This is a genomic window from Mucilaginibacter sp. CSA2-8R, assembly GCF_038806765.1.
Classification (GTDB): domain Bacteria; phylum Bacteroidota; class Bacteroidia; order Sphingobacteriales; family Sphingobacteriaceae; genus Mucilaginibacter.
This window is the reverse complement of record NZ_CP152389.1, coordinates 205,274-224,418: the sequence shown is the minus strand read 5'-3', so window position 1 is coordinate 224,418 and position 19,145 is coordinate 205,274. Positions and strand designations below refer to the sequence as shown.

Below are 19,145 nucleotides of genomic sequence, written 5' to 3'. Positions count from 1 at the left end.
AGGTTTATTTGTCTTTAAACTTTTCAATAAGCTTCATGATCTCATCAGCTTCTTTAACGTTAATTTTTTCCTTCTGTACAAAAAAGGAAAACATACGCTTTACCGAGTTATCAAAATAACCAGTCAGCAATTTATCTGATGCAAAATTCTGGTACTCTTCTTTACTGATGATGGGATGATACTCATGACTTTTGCCATAAGCTGTATGCCCTACAAAGCCCTTGGTTTCTAATATGCGTATAATGGTAGATACCGTATTGTAAGCAGGCTTCGGCTCGGGCAATTGTTCAATCACATCCTTTACGTATCCCTTTCTGATTTGCCAAAGCACATGCATCAACTGTTCTTCTGCACGGGTTAGCTCTTTAATTTCCATATTACTTGTTCCTTAATAGTTATACTAAAGCTACAACTAATTCTTTAGGCACCAAACTTTTTTTAGCGCTACCGAACATTTAGGCAATGTTGGCAGTTCTTAAAAAGATTTTATAATATTTCAACCGCAAATGCATATCACTTTTCATGGCGCTGCACGTAATGTTACCGGCAGCAAACATATTGTACAATTAAACGACGGCACCACCATTTTACTGGACTGCGGTATGTTTCAGGGCCTGGGACCTAAAACAGAAAACATGAACGAGCACTTTGGCTTTAACCCGGCTAAGGTAGATTACATGATTTTATCGCACGCCCACATTGACCATTGCGGCCTGATCCCTAAACTGGTAGCCGAAGGCTTTGACGGCACCATATTTTGTACCGCCCCCACCATGGACCTCACCCGTATTTTACTGATGGACTCGGCCAAAATACAGGAACAGGATAATGAGTACGAAAACAAGAAACGTAAAAAAAAGAATGAAGAACCTTTAACAGCCCTTTATAACGAACAACAGGCCATAGAAGCACTTCGGTTGTTTAAGATAATAAATTATAATGAAGAGGTGGAAATTACACCGCACATTAAGCTTTTACTTACTGATGCCGGCCACGTGATTGGCAGTGCCGCTATCCACCTCAGCTTAATTGAAGATGATAAAGAAACCCGCATTACCTTTAGCGGTGATGTAGGCCGTTACGGTGACTTGCTGTTGCGCAGCCCGCAAACCTTTCCGCAGGCTGATTACATTTTGCTCGAATCAACTTATGGCGACTCGCTGCACAAAGAAATTGGTCCGATTGAAGATGAATTGCGTGACACCATTCATCAAACTTGCGTTGTAAAAGGCGGCAAGGTTATTATTCCGGCTTTTAGCGTAGGGCGCACCCAGGAGTTACTGTATGCACTTAATGCGCTTGAACTGCGCGGCGAATTACCCGATGTAAATTATTATGTTGACAGTCCGTTATCAGACCAGGCTACGCAGGTGATAAAAGATCACCCGGAAGAATATAATAAACAGGTAAGCGAGGTACTGAAAGTGGATGCCGATCCGTTTGGCTTTAAAAACCTGCGCTTTATACAGTCTACCGAAGAATCAATGGCGTTGAATACCGATAACCGGCCAAGCGTCATTATCTCCTCATCGGGCATGGCCGAAGCCGGCAGGGTAAGGCATCACATCCGTAATAATATCAGCAACAACAAAAACACCATATTGATTGTGGGCTACTGTGAACCCAGCTCCTTGGGCGGCCATTTAATGCGGGGCGACCGTGAGGTCTACATTTTTGGCGAAAAGTACGAAGTAAAAGCAGATGTGAACGTAATTAAAAGCATGAGTGCCCATGGCGACTACGAAGACCTGCTGCACTTTTTAGCCTGCCAGGATCCTGAAAAAGTAAAACAGCTTTTTTTAGTACACGGCGAATACGAAACACAGCAAAAGTTTGCCGAACATATTCATGAAAAAGGGTTTAAGCATATCGAAATACCTTACCAGCATCAGCGATTTGATTTAGATTAATCTATAACGACAATGCCGGATAAAACCTAATTCATCCGGCGTTGCAATTCATATCCATCGTTTCTTTATTAATTAATCAGTTTTCCGCTTAAATCTACCGTGCGGGCAAAAGGGTTAAGGTATTTATTGGTGAGCACAGCAAATTCGCGCCGTGTTAAAGGATGATTCATATCAAACGGTTGTTTAAATTTATAGGTTGCCTGCCAGTCCTTTTCTATTTTGGCCTGCAAAGGTTTAGGCTCACTTAAAGTAATTTCGCTGATGAAGGATATTAAGTTACCCAACGTAAACTGCTCACCGGGCTTCACTTTGTTAAACCATAAAAAAGCGCGGGTGTAAATTTCTTTAATCACAGGTTCAACTTCGGCAGTGGTTACCGTAGTATCCGCTTTAAATCGTATGGCGGCGGTTTTACCGTTAACCTGCGGTATACCATGCAACATGCCCGTAGCGCTTACCTGCTGTATAGCCCTAAAATTAGGATCGGCTAGCGGCACATCCGAAAAAGGCATCAGGTAGCCTTTAAAGTCCAGTAACTCCCCTTGTATAGCCCGTACATTTAGCTTTTGAGTAGTGGTTTTAAAAAACGCACAATAAGCAGCAACTGTACCAGCGCCCTGCCCTAACACCATTTGAACCGATGGGTAAAACGTGCTGGCATTAACCAGGTGAGTAGTAGATAAAGCTTTTTCGGTTACCAGCAAATTAGGCAAGTCTTTAATAATTACCGCACCTAATGGTATGCTGTAAGCCGGGAACGGCGGATACGGCGTTTGCGGACCGCGTTTATCCACATAATGCTGTCCTGGCGACGCATCACCCACGGCAATGGAGGTACGGTATAACTTTGAACTGCGGTTATAAGGATTCAAAATGTCATCCAGCACCATCCGAATCTGCCCCTTAGCTCTCCGGTACTCACGCATGTACGGAATAGGTGGCAAACCATCGGGGGTACCAAACTCGTCTGTCGGGGCAAAGTTTTTCAGGTTACCGGCGGTTTGCAGGTAATAGATCAGCCCTAATACCCGCAACCGAATTTCTTTGTAATACTGCTCGCGGTTTTCGGGCGATAATAGCTCGGGGGAGGCCTTGTAAGAGTTGGCACACTCGCTCCATTTAATCATAAATTTATTGTTAGGCAACCGTCCTCCTAACACCATTTTTAACAGGTCTTTGCCTTTTAGGCAGTCATACTGCGCGAGGTCATAGCCGGCGGGTTTGGTTATAGTATGGTCGGTTCCGGTGCCATAATCTTTTAAAACCGCACACCAGGTAATATCCTGTATTACGGGTATAGCGTCTTCGGGCGCCAGTGGTTCGCCGGTATCTTTGCGACTATCAAAACCCGTACTGAATTGCGCACCGGCCTTTGCGGCTACATCGCCGGTACCGGTAGCATCAATTAATACCTGGGCTTTAATCGTATTGGTTTTGCCTTGCTCGGTGATGGTTACCTCCCAGCCGGTACCGTTTCTTTTAACGGTCGTCCAGGGGGTATTCATCTTTAAGGTAAGATTTTTTACCGTGTCTGTCATCTTTCTTAAAATGGCCGCCCCGGTATAAGGCTCAAAGCGCAATACAGCATTTACGGTTGTATCAAAGCCCGGCGTCTTTTTGTAAAAATCGCGGATATGCTTTCTAAACTCGCCCCATATACCCGAAGGCAGGTTACGGTTCCCTTCCACAACGCACATACCGCCAGTAGTCATTTCGCCGCCCAGCCAACTGCCGGGCTCTACCAAAATGGTCTTTACTTTACTGCGGGCGCACTGCAATGCAGCAGCCGTGCCGCTGGCACTGCCGCCAATTACCAGCACATCAGTTTTTATGGTTTCGGCATTGGCATAAGACAAGCCTAAACACAAAAGGCCGGTAAGTAACTTTTTCAACATAGAACGGTTAAATCAGGTTCGATGTGCTAAATTAGGGCAAACCTTTAGTATTGAATGAAATATTGTGTAACAAAATATTTGACGTTATCTGCAGTAGGCGCTGTTGGCTTTTTATCGGGTGCTTTTGTAATTAAACATTGGGAGCAGGTGCCTATCACCACCAGTGTAGTGCAAGAGGCAGAGAAAATTATCGGTCAGCAATTTACTCCGCCGCAGGCCGATTCGATGCTGAACATGCTCAATAACTTCAGCAGTTCTTACGAGAGTCTGCACAAACTGAACATGCCCAATAGCGTAGTGCCTGCGCTCAATTTTAACCCGGTACCTGTAGGTTTTGTTAATCCCGACAAACAAGACGGGTTTAAAATGAGCAAGACCACAGGCACAAAACTACCTGCCGATAAAAATGAGCTTGCCTTTTACACCATCAGGCAACTGGCCGATCTGGTTAAAAGCAAGCAAATTACCAGCGTAGAACTTACCCGGTTTTTTATAGACCGCTTAAAGCAATACAATCCACAACTGTTTTTTGCAGTAACCATTACCGAAGAACGTGCCCTGCAAAAAGCAGCCGAAGCAGATGTCGAAATCAAAGCCGGGCACTACCGTGGCGTATTGCACGGCATCCCATTTGGTGTAAAAGATTTGCTGGCCCAAAAAGATTATAAAACAACGTTTGGTTCAGTGGCTTACCAAAATCAACAGCTTAACGTTAATGCTACGGTGGTAAATAAACTGGAAGCTGCCGGAGGCATTTTGATTGCCAAAACCACTTTAGGCGAGCTGGCTATGGGCGATGTTTGGTTTGGCGGCAAAACCCGCAACCCCTGGGACGTTAAGCGCGGCTCGAGCGGCTCTTCTGCCGGCTCGGCCTCGGCAGTAAGTGCCGGGTGCTTGCCTTATGCCATTGGATCAGAAACTTTAGGCTCAATTGTATCTCCATCAACCGAATGCGGCGATACCGGCCTGCGCCCATCGTTTGGCAGAGTGAGCAAATACGGCGCTATGGCCCTAAGCTGGAGCATGGATAAACTAGGCCCTATTACTCGCAGTGTTGAAGATGCTGCTATTGTATTTAACACCATACAAGGCACCGACGGCAAAGACCTGAGCACCATAGCTGCATCATTTAATTACGACGGCACTGTAAAGAGCCTGAAAGGCTACAAGATTGGCTACGTTAAAAACGACTTTGAACGCCGTTCACAAAACCATGCCACCGACTCGGCCACCCTTGCCAAACTAAAAGAATTGGGTGCTGAGCTTGTACCTATCGAATATCCTAAGATGCCAATAGGGGCCATGACATTTGTGCTGGATGCCGAAGCAGGGGCCGCCTTCCAGGAATTGGTGCTTTCGCACCGCGACGACCAGTTGGTGCAGCAAAACAAAAACGCCTGGCCCAATATTTTTCGGGCCTCGCAATTTATTTCAGCAGCCGAATATATACAGGCTAACCGTGCCCGCACCTTATTAATTCAAGAATGGTACGAAAAACTGAAAGGGCTTGATTTGTACATTACGCCATCCTTCAGTTTAAATTTATCGATGACTAATTTAACCGGCAACCCGTGTGTGGTATTGCCTAATGGCTTTAACGCGAGCGGCCGCCCTATGAGTATTACGTTTATGGGACAGTTGTTTGGCGAGAGCAAGCTGTTACAGGCAGCTAAAATTTACCAGGATGCTACTGATTTTCATAAAAAGCATCCATCTTTAAACTTTAAAAGCTAAATAGTCACATGTCTACAACAATACTAAACGATGAGCAGCTACGCTACCCCACCGGAAAGTTTAAAGCGCCCGAAACTTATACGCCCGAATATATTGAGCAATGTATTGAAACCATCAAAACTTTACCTGCTCGCTTACGAGCTGTGGTTGTTCAATTAAACAGCACACAGCTTAATACTACTTACCGGCCCGGCGGCTGGACTTTGCAACAAGTGGTGCATCATTTAGCCGATAGCCACATGAATGCGCTCACTCGCATTAAGCTGGCGCTCACCGAAGAAAATCCCACCATTAAGGGTTACGATGAAGCCGCATGGGCTACACAAGCCGACGTTAAATTACCTTTAGAATCATCATTAAAAATGCTGGAAGGTATACACCAGCATATGGTGGCTTTATTCGAGAGCTTTAACGAAGAGCAATGGCAACGTACCTTTTTTCATCCTGAAAGAAATATTACCTACACCTTGCATCTTTCGGTAGCCATGTATGCCTGGCATAGCAACCATCATTTGGCACACATTACCCAAACCATGAAACAATGGTTTAATTAAGCTCCTGAAAATACCGACATTTCACAAAACAACAAAGGTAGGCCGTGCGGCCTACCTTTGTTGTTTTGTATGGAAAGATGAGATAATATTATCCTTTTTTCACTTCTTTAGCCCAGGCATCTTTCAGGGTAACGGTACGGTTAAACACCAGCTTATCATCGGTTGATAACTTATCTAAAGTAAAATAACCTTTACGAATAAACTGGTAACCTTTACCCGGCAGGGCTGTAGCTAAATCGGGCTCTACAAAAGCAGAGATCACCTGTATGCTGTTAGGGTTTAAATCATCTTTAAAATCACCTTCTTCGGCAGCAGGATTTTCAGATTTAAACAAGCGGTCATACAATCTTACTTCGGCTGTTTTAGCATGTGCAACACTAACCCAATGGATAGTGCCTTTTACATTAATACCACTGGTATCCTGACCCGATTTTGATTCGGAGATGTATGTACAATGCACTTCAGTTACGTTGCCGTCAGCATCCTTTACAAAGTCTTCGCACTTTACAATATACGCATTCTTTAACCTCACCATCAAGCCAGGTGCCAGCCTAAAAAATTTCTTCGGCGCTATTTCCATAAAGTCTTCGCGCTCAATATACAATTCGCTACTGAATGGGATATCACGACCGCCTTCGCCACCCTCAACCTCCGGGTTATTTTCGCCATGCAAGGTTTCGGTTTGCCCGGCCGGGTAATTAGTAATCACCAGTTTAATAGGGTCTAACACGGCCATACGGCGCCAGGCTGTTTTATTTAAATCCTCACGGATGCAAAATTCCAGCAAACCCACATCAATCAGGTTTTCGCGCTTGGCTACGCCAATACGCTCACAAAAATCCCGTACAGAGGCTGGGGTATAGCCACGGCGACGTAAACCACTGATAGTTGGCATCCGCGGATCGTCCCAGTCTTCTACATGGCCTTCATTTACCAGCTGCAGCAATTTGCGCTTGCTCATTACGGTATAAGTAAGGTTTAAGCGGGCAAACTCGTACTGCCTCGAAGGAAAAATCTCTAACTTATCAATAAACCACTCATACAACGGGCGGTGAGGGATAAACTCGAGCGTACAAATAGAATGGGTAATTTCCTCAATAGCGTCTGATTGCCCATGAGCAAAATCATACATTGGGTAAATACACCATTTATCGCCGGTACGGTGATGGTGCGCGTGTTTGATGCGGTACATGATGGGATCGCGCATATGCATGTTAGGCGATGCCATATCTACCTTGGCACGCAACACTTTAGCTCCATCCGGATATTTGCCGGCTTTCATATCTTCAAACAGCTGCACGTTTTCTTCGATAGAGCGGCTGCGGTATTGATTAGCTACACCAGGTTCGGTAGGCGTGCCTTTTTGGGCGGCAATTTCTTCGGGTGTACTGTCATCCACATAAGCCAAACCTTGTTTTATTAAATTCAAAGCAAAGGCGTACAGTACATCAAAGTAATCAGATGCGTAAAGCTCGTTGGCCCACTCAAAACCTAACCAGCGCACGTCGGCCTTTATGCTTTCTACGTATTCAGTATCTTCGGTAACAGGGTTGGTATCATCAAAACGGAGATTAGTTTTGCCGTTGTAACGCTTAGCCAGCCCAAAATTAAGACAAATAGACTTTGCATGCCCGATATGCAGGTATCCGTTAGGCTCGGGCGGGAAACGGGTATGTATACGGCCATTATTTTTGCCAGACTGTAAATCGTCCTCAACAATTTCTTCAATAAAATTCAGTGATCTTTCTTCGCTCATAAGAATAGTAACTAAGCAAAAGTAGCAAAATTTGATGCTTTTAAGTACTTCGCAATTACGTATTGCCTGCACCACTAAAAGTATTATAGTCTTTGTTAATAGATATTAAGATTATATAAATATCAATTCATAGTATTGATTCATAAATAACTATTGCTAAATTGTTGCAAATTTTCCCATTTTTGTAGATAACATTGCCCACTTGATATTGAGCAATGGCAAAAAGTTATTAATATGAACAGAATTCTAATCATTGATGATGAAGTTAACACCGCATTGTTGCTGTCAAAATTTTTGACGCGCAACAATTTTGAGGTGCACACAGCATCAAGCGGAAGTATAGGGTTAGAACACTTAAAAACTAATAATTATAATCTGGTACTGTGCGACTACCGACTGGAAGATACCGATGGTCGAGAGATGCTGAAGATTATTAAAGCCCAGTATCCGGAAACCGGGGTGATTATTATTACCGGCTACTCTGATATCAAGATGGCCGTGGAGCTTATTAAAATGGGTGCTTATGATTATATCACCAAGCCGCTGTATCCTGACGAGATATTAACCACCATTAATAAGGCCATTGAAACCCACCATGCGCTATTCCATTCGGCAGCACAGGAAACAATTGCAGTCACAGGCGCAAATAACCCAAAACAGACCCGGGAAAAAAGCAGATCGGTTACCTTTTCAAACGAATTTGTAACGGGCAGTAGCTCAGCATCTAAAGAACTGTTAAGACAAATTGAGCTGGTATCGCCTACTAACTACAGCGTTATTATTATGGGTGAGAGCGGTACCGGTAAAGAATCGGTTGCAAAAAGTATACATCAAAACAGCCCTCGTCGCGATCAGCCGTTTGTAGCGATGGACTGCGGCTCGCTGACGAAAGAACTGGCACAAAGCGAATTTTTCGGCCACGAAAAAGGTTCGTTTACCGGCGCACTATACACTAAAATCGGCCACTTTGAAATGGCCAATGGCGGCACTTTATTTTTAGATGAAGTGGGCAATTTATCGTATGATATTCAGGCTGCCCTGCTGCGCACTGTACAGGAACGCAAGGTTAAACGCATTGGCTCAACCAAAGAGATTGATCTGGATGTGCGCATTATTGTAGCTACTAACGAAAATTTACAGGACGCCATCAACAAAGGCCGTTTCAGAGAAGATTTATACCATCGCTTTAACGAATTCAGCATCCACATGCCACCGTTACGTGAGCGCGATAATGATGTGGTACAACTGGCCAGCCACTTTTTAAAAAGCGCTAACCAAGAACTTAACCGTAATGTGGTTGCCTTCTCGCCCGAGGTAATAGAATGTTTTAGAACCTACCGCTGGCAAGGCAATATCCGCGAGCTTAAAAACGTGGTTAGGCGTGCTACTTTACTTACTGAGGGTGATGAAATACAGATGAAAGCATTGCCGCTTGAAATGCTTGCTTTTGATAGAATACACACTCATGAAACATCTTTAACTCTAAACAACAGCTCAATTACACCGACAGTTAAAGATGTAAGGCCCGACTTAAAAAATGCAGCTTTAGAGGCCGAGTATGAAACAATTTTACAAGTTTTGCGTCAGGTAAACTTCAACAAAACCAAAGCGGCCGAAATATTAAAAATAGACCGGAAAACGCTATATAATAAAATGAAGGCTATTAACTTAAACAAATAAATGAACGGGCAGGATCCACAAAAGCAAATTACCGAAGATCAGCTGCGCAATTTTAAGCACGATGTTAAAAACCAGCTTTCTAACATTAATCTGGCTTTAGAACAACTGCGCTACGAAATTGAACACCCATCAGATGATGCACTGTTTTATATGGATACGATTACCATGAGCTGTGCAAAAATCAACAATTTAGTACAGGGCATCTAAAATTAAGCCCAACTTAAGTTTAAACAAAAAAGCGCTGAACATTACAGCGCTTTTTTGTTTACTTAAAAGTTTGACCCTCAGCCATGCCCGTTTTTAGTTATCAGCAGCGTAATAATATTGTACTGGTAAGCATCATTGTGCTTGGCTGTTTTTTGCTATATGCCCTGAGTACTATTTTTAGTGCCATACTCGGCGCTATTGTGCTGTATGTAATGTTTAGGCCTCTTTATCTGCACTTAACCGAAAAACGCAGGTGGAATGCTACTTTGTCTGCCCTGCTCATCATTTTTATTTCACTTATTGCCATCGTAATTCCTTTTTTACTGCTGAGCATTATGGTGATCGAAAAAATTATCAGCTTTAAAACCAGCTCACTGCCTATTGACTCATGGGTGGATAAAATTGACATGGTAACGGCCGAATACCTGAGTCAGCCCCGTTTTGCTGAAGACACACTTAAAAAGCTCGGCACCTATGCAGCCGACCTGTTCCCATCCATATTAGGAAGTGCAGCCAACATTATTTTAACATTGTTGGTGCTTTACTTTTTGCTGTATTTTATGTTAGCGCAATTACGCGAGTTTGAGGCCGGATTACTCAGGTATGCTCCTTTCAGCGAGCAACATGCTCTTAAATTTGCCACTGCTCTAAAGAACTCTACTTACTCTAACGTTTTAGGCCAAGGCATCATTTCGCTGGTACAAGGCTTTTTGCTGGCTAACGGATTTTGGATTGTTGGCCTTCCGGATGCGATATTTTGGGGTGTGATTGCCACTTTTATTTCTTTTTTACCAGTGGTGGGTGCACCAACTTTATCTATCCCTGCAGGGTTGTACTTAATGCTTATTGGCCGAACTTGGTCGGGTGTGTTTATTATGGCTTATGGACTGCTGTTTATTGGCAATTTAGATCATGTACTGCGCATGATAATCAACAAAAGAATAGCTAATACTCATCCGGTTATCTCTATTATAGGGGTATTTATCGGCTTACCTTTATTTGGTATTCTGGGCCTGGTATTTGGTCCGGTACTTTTGTCGTACTTTATACTCTTGACCGAGATTTATGAAACGAACCGGATGGCGGCAGAACGACTGGAAAGGATCCGTGCCACACCAGACGATGAACAATTTTAACAATCGATATAAACAAAGCTTTATCTTAGTCGTTACTTAGATAACTGGTTACAACATTAAATTTTAATCACCATGAATACAAAAGACGTAGCTGACCTAATCAAAAAAATACCAAGTTTTAAAGTAAAAAAAGACGATGGTTTGGGCGATGCAGGCAAAGTAGCCTTGGCTCTTTTAGCTGGTTTAGCGGCCGGTGCTGCACTGGGCATTTTATTTGCTCCTGATAAAGGCACCGACACGCGCGATAAATTATCAGAGTCGTTAAATAACTTAAGTGATACCATTAAAGAAACGGCCGCATCAGAAATAGATAAGTTATCTTCATTAAAATCTAAAGTGGTAGATAATATTAAAACTAAACTGAACGGCGCTGAACAGGATTATCAAGACGATCTTGAACACGCATAAATTAAGTTATTCCTGAAACCACATCCTTCGGGATTAATCTAATTTTTAGATGGAAGAAACCAAAGAAGCAGAACAGCCATTACAACCACCCATACTTGACCAGTTAAAGGAGTACATTGAAACCCGCTTTACTTTATCAAAGTATAAAGCGATTGAAAAAAGCACCTCCGTAGCGGCTAGTTTGGTCACGGTAGTAGTGGTTACCATAAGCCTTCTACTCACCTTTTTATTTGCAACCTTTACATTAGCCTTATTTTTAGGTGAGGTAATGGGCGCTGCCTGGAAGGGCTTTGGAGTAGTGGCTTTGTTTTACCTGATTATTGCACTCGTCTTTATTTTTGCAAAGTCAAAAATAGAAAAGCCGATTGTTAACCTGCTTATTAGCAAAATGTTTAAGTAGCCATGGATATACCTGTAAAAAACATAGATGATCTGCGTTCGGAGATCATCCGGCTCGAGAAGCATAGGCAGGAGCAAGAAATGGACCTAAAAAAACGCTTTAGCAGTCCATCGGCTATTTTTGCTTCTGTACGTTCCATATTCCCGAAGGCGCCAGAGGGTGAAGCCGGTGGTAACAATAATTTTGGCTTAAGCACTTTGCTATCGCCCGATATTGTTAGCTTGATTTCGCGCTTTGTACTTCCAATTGCTTTAAATAAAACGTTGTTTAAACGGTCTAACTTTATTGTTAAAACATTAGTAGGTTTGGTTTCGCAAAAGGCCTCTACTTATATCAGCGAAGATTCAGTGACCTCAGTATGGGGACGAGTAAAATCGCTGTTTGGTAAAAGGCCGAAAACGGCTGTTATGCCATCAACAGTTAAACAACCTGAAACTATAGTTGAAAAAGAGGTGATTGCCGATCCTGTTCCGCCAATATCACCTAACATCAGACCGGTATAACTAACACACATATTATTCAAAACAAATGCTCCTCAAAAAGGAGCATTTGTTGTTTCTTGGCAGGTGTGTATTCTTTACTTACTTTTGTGCCTTTAATTTTAAGTAGTGGGAAAAGATAAGTTAAAGCGCTTTGCCGAAATAGCAACTTTTGATAACGTTAAACAATTAGAAGATGGCTTGCCCTATCAAGGCAAATGGGCAGCCGACTTTTTTAAGAATGACAATCCGGTAGTGTTAGAACTGGCCTGCGGAAAAGGCGAGTATACCGTTAACCTGGCTCGCTTATTCCCTGAAAAGAATTTTATAGGAATTGATTATAAAGGTAACCGCATTTGGCGTGGCGCTAAAACTGCTATAGAAGAAAACATACCTAACGTTGGCTTTCTTCGTATCCAGATCGAAAATCTAACCGACTATTTTGGCCGGCACGAGGTTGATGAGATATGGATAACCTTCCCCGACCCGCAACCGCAAATAAGCCGCGAAAAGAAACGCTTAACCTCCCCCCGCTTTTTAGAAAAATACAAGCAGGTATTGAAGCCCGGCGGCCTCATTAATTTAAAAACTGATAACGATGACCTGCATGCCTATACCGCCGAAAAGGTTGAAGAGTTGGGTTTAAAGCTCTACGTAAAAACCGAAGACCTGTACCATTCACCTTTTACTACCGAGGTGCTGAACATTAAAACCTATTACGAAAAAAAGTATTTACAGGATAATAAGAACATCAACTACCTGCAGTTTTCGTTAGAATAAAACACTATGCCCGGGGATAACTTTTTTGATCGTGTGTATGAAGTAGTCAGGTTGATCCCTACCGGCAGGGTAACCTCCTACGGTGCTATTGCTGCCTACCTGGGTTCAAAAAGCTCATCGCGTGTAGTAGGTTATGCCATGAAAGCATCTGTTGGCCCTAACAGCTTTCCTGTGCCAGCCCACCGTGTGGTTAACCGCACTGGTTTGCTAACCGGTAAATTTCATTTCGGGTCTGAACGAATGGAGCAGATGCTCCGCAGTGAAGGCATTGATGTGGAAAACAATCAGGTACAGGATTTCGACAAAGTATTCTGGGACCCGGCTATTGAACTGGCTTAGCATCGCCAAGTAATATCAATCAAAATTCATATAAAATACAAAAGGCCTCCGCAGAGGCCTTTTGTATTTTATCAGGTACCGTATTCGGTAGTAGTTACTTCGCTTTCCTCAAACTCGTAATCGGTTAACGGAGGACAAGAGCAAATCAGTGTACGGTCGCCATAGGTATCGTTTACACGACCTACCGATGGCCAGAACTTATAGTCGGCCACGTAAGGCAACGGGAACGCTGCTTTTTGACGGGTATACGGATGGCTCCACTCATTACCGGTAATAACCGCTGCAGTGTGAGGTGCATTTTTTAAAGGGTTATCAGTTTTATCTAACAAGCCTTTCTCCACATCGTCAATTTCATGATGGATGGCAATCATGGCATCACAAAAACGGTCCAGCTCGTGTTTAGGCTCCGACTCGGTTGGCTCAACCATTACCGTGCCGGCTACCGGGAAAGAAACGGTTGGCGCGTGGAAACCATAATCCATTAAACGTTTGGCAATATCGGTTACCTCAATGCCAAAGTTTTTAAAGCTGCGGCAGTCCAATATCATCTCGTGTGCACAACGGCCTTGTGCACCGGCATACAATACCGGGTAGTGCTGTTCTAAACGTGCTTTAATGTAGTTAGCATTAAGGATAGCATATTTGGTAGCGCTGGTTAAACCCTCGCTGCCCATCATAGCAATATAAGCGTGCGAAATTATTAATATAGACGCAGACCCCCAAGGTGCGGCAGATACTGCGGGGATAGATTTACCCTGGTCAATATTAACCACAGCATGCCCCGGAAGGTAAGGAACCAGGTGCTTAGCTACACCAATAGGGCCCATACCGGGGCCGCCGCCGCCGTGTGGTATACAGAAGGTTTTATGTAGGTTTAGGTGGCAAACGTCGGCACCGATGTTTGCCGGGCTGGTTAAGCCTACCTGTGCATTCATGTTAGCACCGTCCATATAAACCTGGCCGCCGTTTTGGTGAATGATATCACACACTTCAATAATCGACTCTTCGAATACACCATGTGTAGATGGGTAAGTTACCATCAGGCACGAAAGTTCGTTTTTGTATTGCTCTGCTTTGGCTTTCAGGTCAGCTACGTCGATGTTGCCATTTTCGTCACATTTTACCACGATAATTTTCATACCGGCCATTGCTGCCGAAGCAGGGTTGGTACCGTGAGCAGATGACGGAATTAAAGCGATGTTGCGGTGATCATCACCCCTATCTAAATGATAAGCGCGGATTACCATTAAACCAGCATACTCCCCTTGTGCACCTGCATTAGGCTGCAGACTCATGGCTGCAAAACCGGTAATTTCGCTCAACCATTTGTTTAGCTCATCAAATACCTGCATGTAACCGCCGGTTTGATCTGCCGGTGCAAATGGGTGCATTTTGCTTAGCTCGGGCCAGGTAACCGGTACCATCTCGGTAGTAGCGTTAAGCTTCATGGTACATGAACCCAGAGCAATCATCGAGTGGCAAAGTGATAAATCTTTTGCCTCTAATGATTTGATATAACGCAGCATTTCGTGCTCAGAATGATGCGAGTTAAATATAGGATGCGTTAAGTAAGCCGACTGGCGTTGCAATTCGGCTGGGATAACCGTTTCCAGTTTCGACTTAAGTTCGTCAAAGCTTACATCATTCAACGGTTTGCCTTTTACCTTGGCGAAAAAGCGAATGATGGTTTTAATATCTTCCGGCGAAGTGGTTTCATCCAAAGCTATACTTACCATCGAACCATCATAATGCAGGTTCATCTCGTTGTTCAAAGCCTCGGCGTGGATAGAACCGGCTAAATGACCTACATCAAACTTCACAGTATCAAAGTAGGCTTCGTTAAGCTGCTCGTAACCTAATTGTTGTAAAGACTGTGACAGTAAGACAGCCAAACCATGTACACGCTCGGCAATCAGTTTTAACCCTTGCGGACCGTGGTACACGCCATACATACCGGCCATAATAGCCAGCAGTGCTTGTGCTGTACAAATGTTAGAGGTTGCTTTATCACGACGGATATGCTGCTCGCGGGTTTGTAATGCCATACGCAGCGCATAATTACCGGCACTATCAATGGTTACACCAATAATACGACCCGGCATTGAGCGCTTGTATTCTTCTTTAGTAGCAAAAAACGCAGCATGAGGACCGCCAAAGCCCATAGGTACACCAAAACGTTGGCTGGTACCTACCACAATATCGGCACCCCATTCGCCCGGAGGCGTTAACAGCAACAAGCTCATTAAATCGGCCACTACGGTTAACTTAATATTTTTTTGGTGAGCCTGACCTGCAAAGTCGGTATAGTTATATACAGCGCCGTCTTTAGCCGGATATTGTACAATAGCACCAAACATCTCGTCGGTCAGTTCAACCGTGTGATGATCGCCGATGACTAACTGGATTCCGTAAGGCTGCGAGCGGGTTTTTAAAATATCAATGGTTTGCGGAAACAGCTCCTGGGATACAAAGAAGGTGTTTGCCTTTTGGTTTTTACGCAAGCTGTATTGCATAAACATGGCCTCGGCAGCAGCCGTGCCCTCATCAAGCAACGAGGCATTGGCAATTTCCATCCCGGTTAAATCAAGCACCATCGTTTGGAAATTTAATAAAGCCTGTAAACGACCCTGTGCAATTTCGGCCTGGTAGGGTGTATATTGCGTATACCATCCCGGATTTTCCAGAATATTACGCTGAATAACCCCCGGTACAATTACATCATAGTATCCCTGACCGATGTATGTTTTAAATACCTTGTTTTTTGATGCCGTTTGCTTCAACGTATTCAGGTAATCAAACTCACTCTTAGCAGCGGGTAAATTCAATGGCGCTTTAAGCCTAATCTTTTCAGGAACGGTTTGTCCAATCAGTTCATCTAACGAGCCAACACCAATAGTTTTAAGCATTTTGGCAGTATCTGCCTCGTTAGGTGCAATGTGCCTGGCTTGGAATTTCTCCTGGTAATCAATATTCAGTTTCATGAACGGGATGCCCTTATTTGTTTGCCGCAAAGGTACGATTTTAAGCCCTGATTAACAATTGATAAACAAATAGTGACAATGCCGTGGGTTTGCTTAATACTACCTTTTAAAGCCCATAACAAATATGCCCGGGGTTAACAATTTTAATTATTTTTGCGGGTTAATAAGTGTAAATGAAAACATATTTCCGGCTGCTCTCTTTTGCTAAACCCATCGAGAAATTTGCTATCCCCTATTTTATAACTACTGCCTTTGCCGTTATATTTAACACCCTCAATTTAGCATTACTGGTACCGCTGCTGCAAACTTTGTTTTCTAAAGGTGCCAAGCCTTTGGTGCAAGCCGGTGCTGCCAAGCCTTCCATATTTAATCTGAACGAGTTTTTTAATTACTACGTCGACCTTATCATTCACCAATATGGGCCTTGGGGAGCCCTTAAATTTGTATGTGGTGTAATTGTAATTTCTGTTTTTTTGGGTAATTTATTTCGCTACCTATCCCAGCGTACGATGGAAAACCTGCGAGCGCATACTTTGCTTAACCTGCGCCGCTCGGTTTTTAATAATGTAATGGATCTGCACATGGGCTTTTTCAGTAATGAGCGCAAAGGCGATATTATCTCTAAGATTTCTTCTGATGTGCAGGTGGTGCAATATTCAGTTACGGGTACCTTACAAGTAATTTTTAAAGAGCCTTTACAGCTAATTTTATACGCAGCTGCGTTGTTTGCGATCTCTGTAAAATTAACCGTTTACTCGCTGTTAGTTATTCCGGTTTCGGCATTTATCATATCTCGAATTGTAAAAAAATTAAAGCAACAGGCTATTGCACTGCAGCAAACCTATGGCGTAATGATTAGTTATCTTGACGAAGCCTTATCGGGTGTAAAAATTATTAAAGCGTTTAATGCAGGCAACTTTACCAAAGACCGCTTTAACGCCCAGAACGAAAAATATACCAAAATTGTTAAATCAATGGCCAGGCGGCAGCAGGCAGCCTCACCTGTATCAGAAACCTTAGGTGTGAGTATGATTACAGCACTTGTGCTATACGGCGGCTATCTTATTTTGACTAATAACGACTCCGCGTTAACTCCCGCTGCCTTTATTGGTTACATTGCTATGTTTTCGCAGGTAACCAGGCCCGCTAAAGCTATTTCAGATTCGTTTAGCGGTATACATACCGGTATTGCAGCCGGCGAAAGGGTATTAAAATTAATTGACGAAAGGCCACAAATTGTTGATGCCCCTGATGCGATTGCCTTAAATGGCTTTAATCAAAACATTAAACTGGACCATGTTACCTTTGCTTACGGCGAAAAAAAGGTTTTGAGCGATATTAACCTCGAAATACCTAAAGGTAAAACTATTGCCCTGGTCGGCCCATCGGGCGGTGGCAAGTCAACCCTGATGGATTTACTGCCCCGCTTTATTGAACCGCAAAGCGGATCGGTAAGTATTGACGGCCATGATATTAAAGAGGTAACCATGGAATCGGTGCGAAACTTAATGGGCATTGTAAACCAGGAGTCTGTCTTGTTTAATGATACTATATTTAATAATATCGCCTTTGGTAAACCCAACACTACTTTAGAAGAAGTGCAGGCAGCTGCCCGCATTGCCAATGCACATACCTTTATAGAAAATACTGAAAATGGTTATGAAACCAACGTGGGCGACCGCGGTACTAAACTTTCGGGCGGACAAAAACAACGTATCTGTATTGCTCGCGCAGTATTGGCCAACCCACCGTTAATGCTGTTAGACGAAGCTACTTCGGCTTTAGATACTGAATCAGAAAAACTGGTACAGGATGCGTTAAACAACTTGATGAAAAACCGCACATCGCTCATTATTGCGCACAGGTTAAGCACCATACAAAACGCCGACCTGATTGTAGTTTTAGAAAACGGCCGCATAGCCGAGCAAGGCAACCATACCGAACTGATGCAAAAAAACGGGCTGTACCGCAAGTTGATTGATATGCAGTCGTTTCAGGGCGAGGCATAAAACAAACAGGCCGCCTGCAATGTGTGCAGAGCGGCCTGTTTGTTTTAACGGATATATAAAAGGATCTGAAATATTAGAATTTAAAGCCTAAGCCCACTTGCCAAACCTGGTTTCTGAACGCAGGTACACCCGAGCTGCCATTAGGATTGTTTTCACGAAAATCAATATTATAACGTCCGCGCAATTCAACATTACGGTTTAAATCAATAGATACACCTGCCACACCGCCGATGAAGGTTTTGTCGCCGTTGTAAGTGTAACGGTCTTGCTGAATAACATTAAATCCATCATAATAGGTGTTACGGGTATTCATCAGGAAAGATATCTGCGGACCAACCAAAACATTAAATGCCGGGGCCAGCTTTAACTTAAGTAACAAAGGCACATCAATAAAATTAGCACGTTGTGCAAAATCGCCGTAAACAGTATTAGCACGGTAGCCTTTTTGCGAGTATAAAATCTCGGGCTGGAAAGACAGCGGGTAAGCGATAGGCACATCTACAAACAAACCTACGTTAGCGCCTAACTTGGTGTTGGTACTAAAATCTGAATTTCGGGAACTGATGGTATTGGCAATATTTAACCCGCCTGTTAAACCCACCCTCGGACGATAATAATCGTCAGCTACGCGCTGTCTGCGGTAACCATGGCGACGCTGTGCGTCAGCGGTTCCAACTATCAGCAGCACCATGGCTGCAAGTAATAATTTTTTCATTGTGTTGTAAATTTAAATTCAAACTGAATGCTTTATAGATGCGATAAACCGCCATTGGTTTATTTGCCGGTTAATTTTTTTTAATCAATTATTTAAACAATCTTTTTATCTGCACATTATGATGTACAGGTTGCTTATTTTTGAACCGGTATTATAACACTT

At 43.3% G+C, this 19,145-nt stretch carries 17 protein-coding genes; 12 read left to right on the top strand and 5 right to left on the bottom strand.

The window, feature by feature from the left end; translation table 11 throughout:
- Positions 1-4 precede the first annotated feature (4 nt).
- A complete protein-coding gene (locus AAGR14_RS00960; protein ID WP_342646722.1) occupies positions 5-376 on the bottom strand; it encodes a BlaI/MecI/CopY family transcriptional regulator in 372 nt (123 codons plus the stop codon).
- A 130-nt stretch (positions 377-506) separates the two neighbouring features.
- Here AAGR14_RS00960 and AAGR14_RS00955 point away from each other — a divergent pair, with 130 nt between their 5' ends.
- The gene (locus AAGR14_RS00955) at positions 507-1,910 is read left to right on the top strand and encodes an MBL fold metallo-hydrolase (RefSeq protein WP_342646721.1); all 1,404 of its coding nucleotides are present in this window, start codon (positions 507-509) and stop codon (positions 1,908-1,910) included.
- 68 nt (positions 1,911-1,978) lie between these two features.
- Here AAGR14_RS00955 and AAGR14_RS00950 read toward each other — a convergent pair whose 3' ends face one another.
- Positions 1,979-3,805, bottom strand: coding sequence for an FAD-dependent oxidoreductase (locus AAGR14_RS00950; RefSeq protein ID WP_342646720.1), 1,827 nt, complete (start codon positions 3,803-3,805; stop codon positions 1,979-1,981).
- A gap of 78 nt (positions 3,806-3,883) precedes the next feature.
- Between AAGR14_RS00950 and AAGR14_RS00945 the strand changes: the two genes are divergently transcribed.
- Both AAGR14_RS00945 and AAGR14_RS00940 read left to right on the top strand, forming a co-directional pair.
- Entirely contained in the window at positions 3,884-5,539 is a 1,656-nt protein-coding gene (locus AAGR14_RS00945; protein ID WP_342646719.1) for an amidase, read from the top strand.
- A gap of 8 nt (positions 5,540-5,547) precedes the next feature.
- The gene (locus tag AAGR14_RS00940) at positions 5,548-6,093 is read left to right on the top strand and encodes a YfiT family bacillithiol transferase (protein ID WP_342646718.1); all 546 of its coding nucleotides are present in this window, start codon (positions 5,548-5,550) and stop codon (positions 6,091-6,093) included.
- Positions 6,094-6,181: 88 nt separating this feature from the next.
- On the opposite strand, the gene AAGR14_RS00935 is transcribed toward AAGR14_RS00940, so the two are convergent.
- Positions 6,182-7,849 carry a glutamine--tRNA ligase/YqeY domain fusion protein gene (locus tag AAGR14_RS00935; protein ID WP_342646717.1) on the bottom strand — a complete coding sequence of 556 codons (1,668 nt, stop codon included), beginning with the start codon at positions 7,847-7,849 and terminating at the stop codon, positions 6,182-6,184.
- 234 nt (positions 7,850-8,083) lie between these two features.
- Between AAGR14_RS00935 and AAGR14_RS00930 the strand changes: the two genes are divergently transcribed.
- The 8 genes from AAGR14_RS00930 (at position 8,084) to AAGR14_RS00895 (ending at position 13,278) form a co-directional block, all read left to right on the top strand.
- On the top strand, positions 8,084-9,529 hold the full coding sequence (locus AAGR14_RS00930) for a sigma-54 dependent transcriptional regulator (RefSeq protein WP_342646716.1): 1,446 nt from the start codon (positions 8,084-8,086) through the stop codon (positions 9,527-9,529).
- Positions 9,530-9,736, top strand: coding sequence for a hypothetical protein (locus tag AAGR14_RS00925; protein ID WP_342646715.1), 207 nt, complete (start codon positions 9,530-9,532; stop codon positions 9,734-9,736).
- Between the two features lie 83 nt (positions 9,737-9,819).
- Positions 9,820-10,872 (top strand): AI-2E family transporter, encoded by a 1,053-nt coding sequence (locus tag AAGR14_RS00920; RefSeq protein ID WP_342646714.1) that lies wholly within the window; start codon positions 9,820-9,822, stop codon positions 10,870-10,872.
- 72 nt (positions 10,873-10,944) lie between these two features.
- Entirely contained in the window at positions 10,945-11,280 is a 336-nt protein-coding gene (locus AAGR14_RS00915) for a YtxH domain-containing protein (protein WP_342646713.1), read from the top strand.
- A gap of 49 nt (positions 11,281-11,329) precedes the next feature.
- Entirely contained in the window at positions 11,330-11,680 is a 351-nt protein-coding gene (locus tag AAGR14_RS00910) for a phage holin family protein (RefSeq protein WP_342646712.1), read from the top strand.
- A 2-nt stretch (positions 11,681-11,682) separates the two neighbouring features.
- Positions 11,683-12,183 carry a hypothetical protein gene (locus AAGR14_RS00905; protein WP_342646711.1) on the top strand — a complete coding sequence of 167 codons (501 nt, stop codon included), beginning with the start codon at positions 11,683-11,685 and terminating at the stop codon, positions 12,181-12,183.
- A gap of 105 nt (positions 12,184-12,288) precedes the next feature.
- Positions 12,289-12,939, top strand: a complete 651-nt coding sequence (trmB, locus tag AAGR14_RS00900; protein WP_342646710.1) for a tRNA (guanosine(46)-N7)-methyltransferase TrmB — start codon at positions 12,289-12,291, stop codon at positions 12,937-12,939.
- Between the two features lie 6 nt (positions 12,940-12,945).
- A complete protein-coding gene (locus AAGR14_RS00895) occupies positions 12,946-13,278 on the top strand; it encodes an MGMT family protein (protein WP_342646709.1) in 333 nt (110 codons plus the stop codon).
- Positions 13,279-13,349: 71 nt separating this feature from the next.
- Here the strand turns inward: AAGR14_RS00895 and gcvP are convergent, their stop codons facing one another.
- Positions 13,350-16,259 carry an aminomethyl-transferring glycine dehydrogenase gene (gene gcvP, locus AAGR14_RS00890; protein ID WP_342646708.1) on the bottom strand — a complete coding sequence of 970 codons (2,910 nt, stop codon included), beginning with the start codon at positions 16,257-16,259 and terminating at the stop codon, positions 13,350-13,352.
- A 173-nt stretch (positions 16,260-16,432) separates the two neighbouring features.
- Here gcvP and AAGR14_RS00885 point away from each other — a divergent pair, with 173 nt between their 5' ends.
- Positions 16,433-18,268: an ABC transporter ATP-binding protein gene (locus AAGR14_RS00885; protein WP_342646707.1), complete on the top strand. Its 1,836-nt coding sequence runs from the start codon at positions 16,433-16,435 to the stop codon at positions 18,266-18,268.
- A 73-nt stretch (positions 18,269-18,341) separates the two neighbouring features.
- Here the strand turns inward: AAGR14_RS00885 and AAGR14_RS00880 are convergent, their stop codons facing one another.
- Positions 18,342-18,983: a porin family protein gene (locus AAGR14_RS00880; protein ID WP_342646706.1), complete on the bottom strand. Its 642-nt coding sequence runs from the start codon at positions 18,981-18,983 to the stop codon at positions 18,342-18,344.
- Positions 18,984-19,145: the final 162 nt, after the last annotated feature.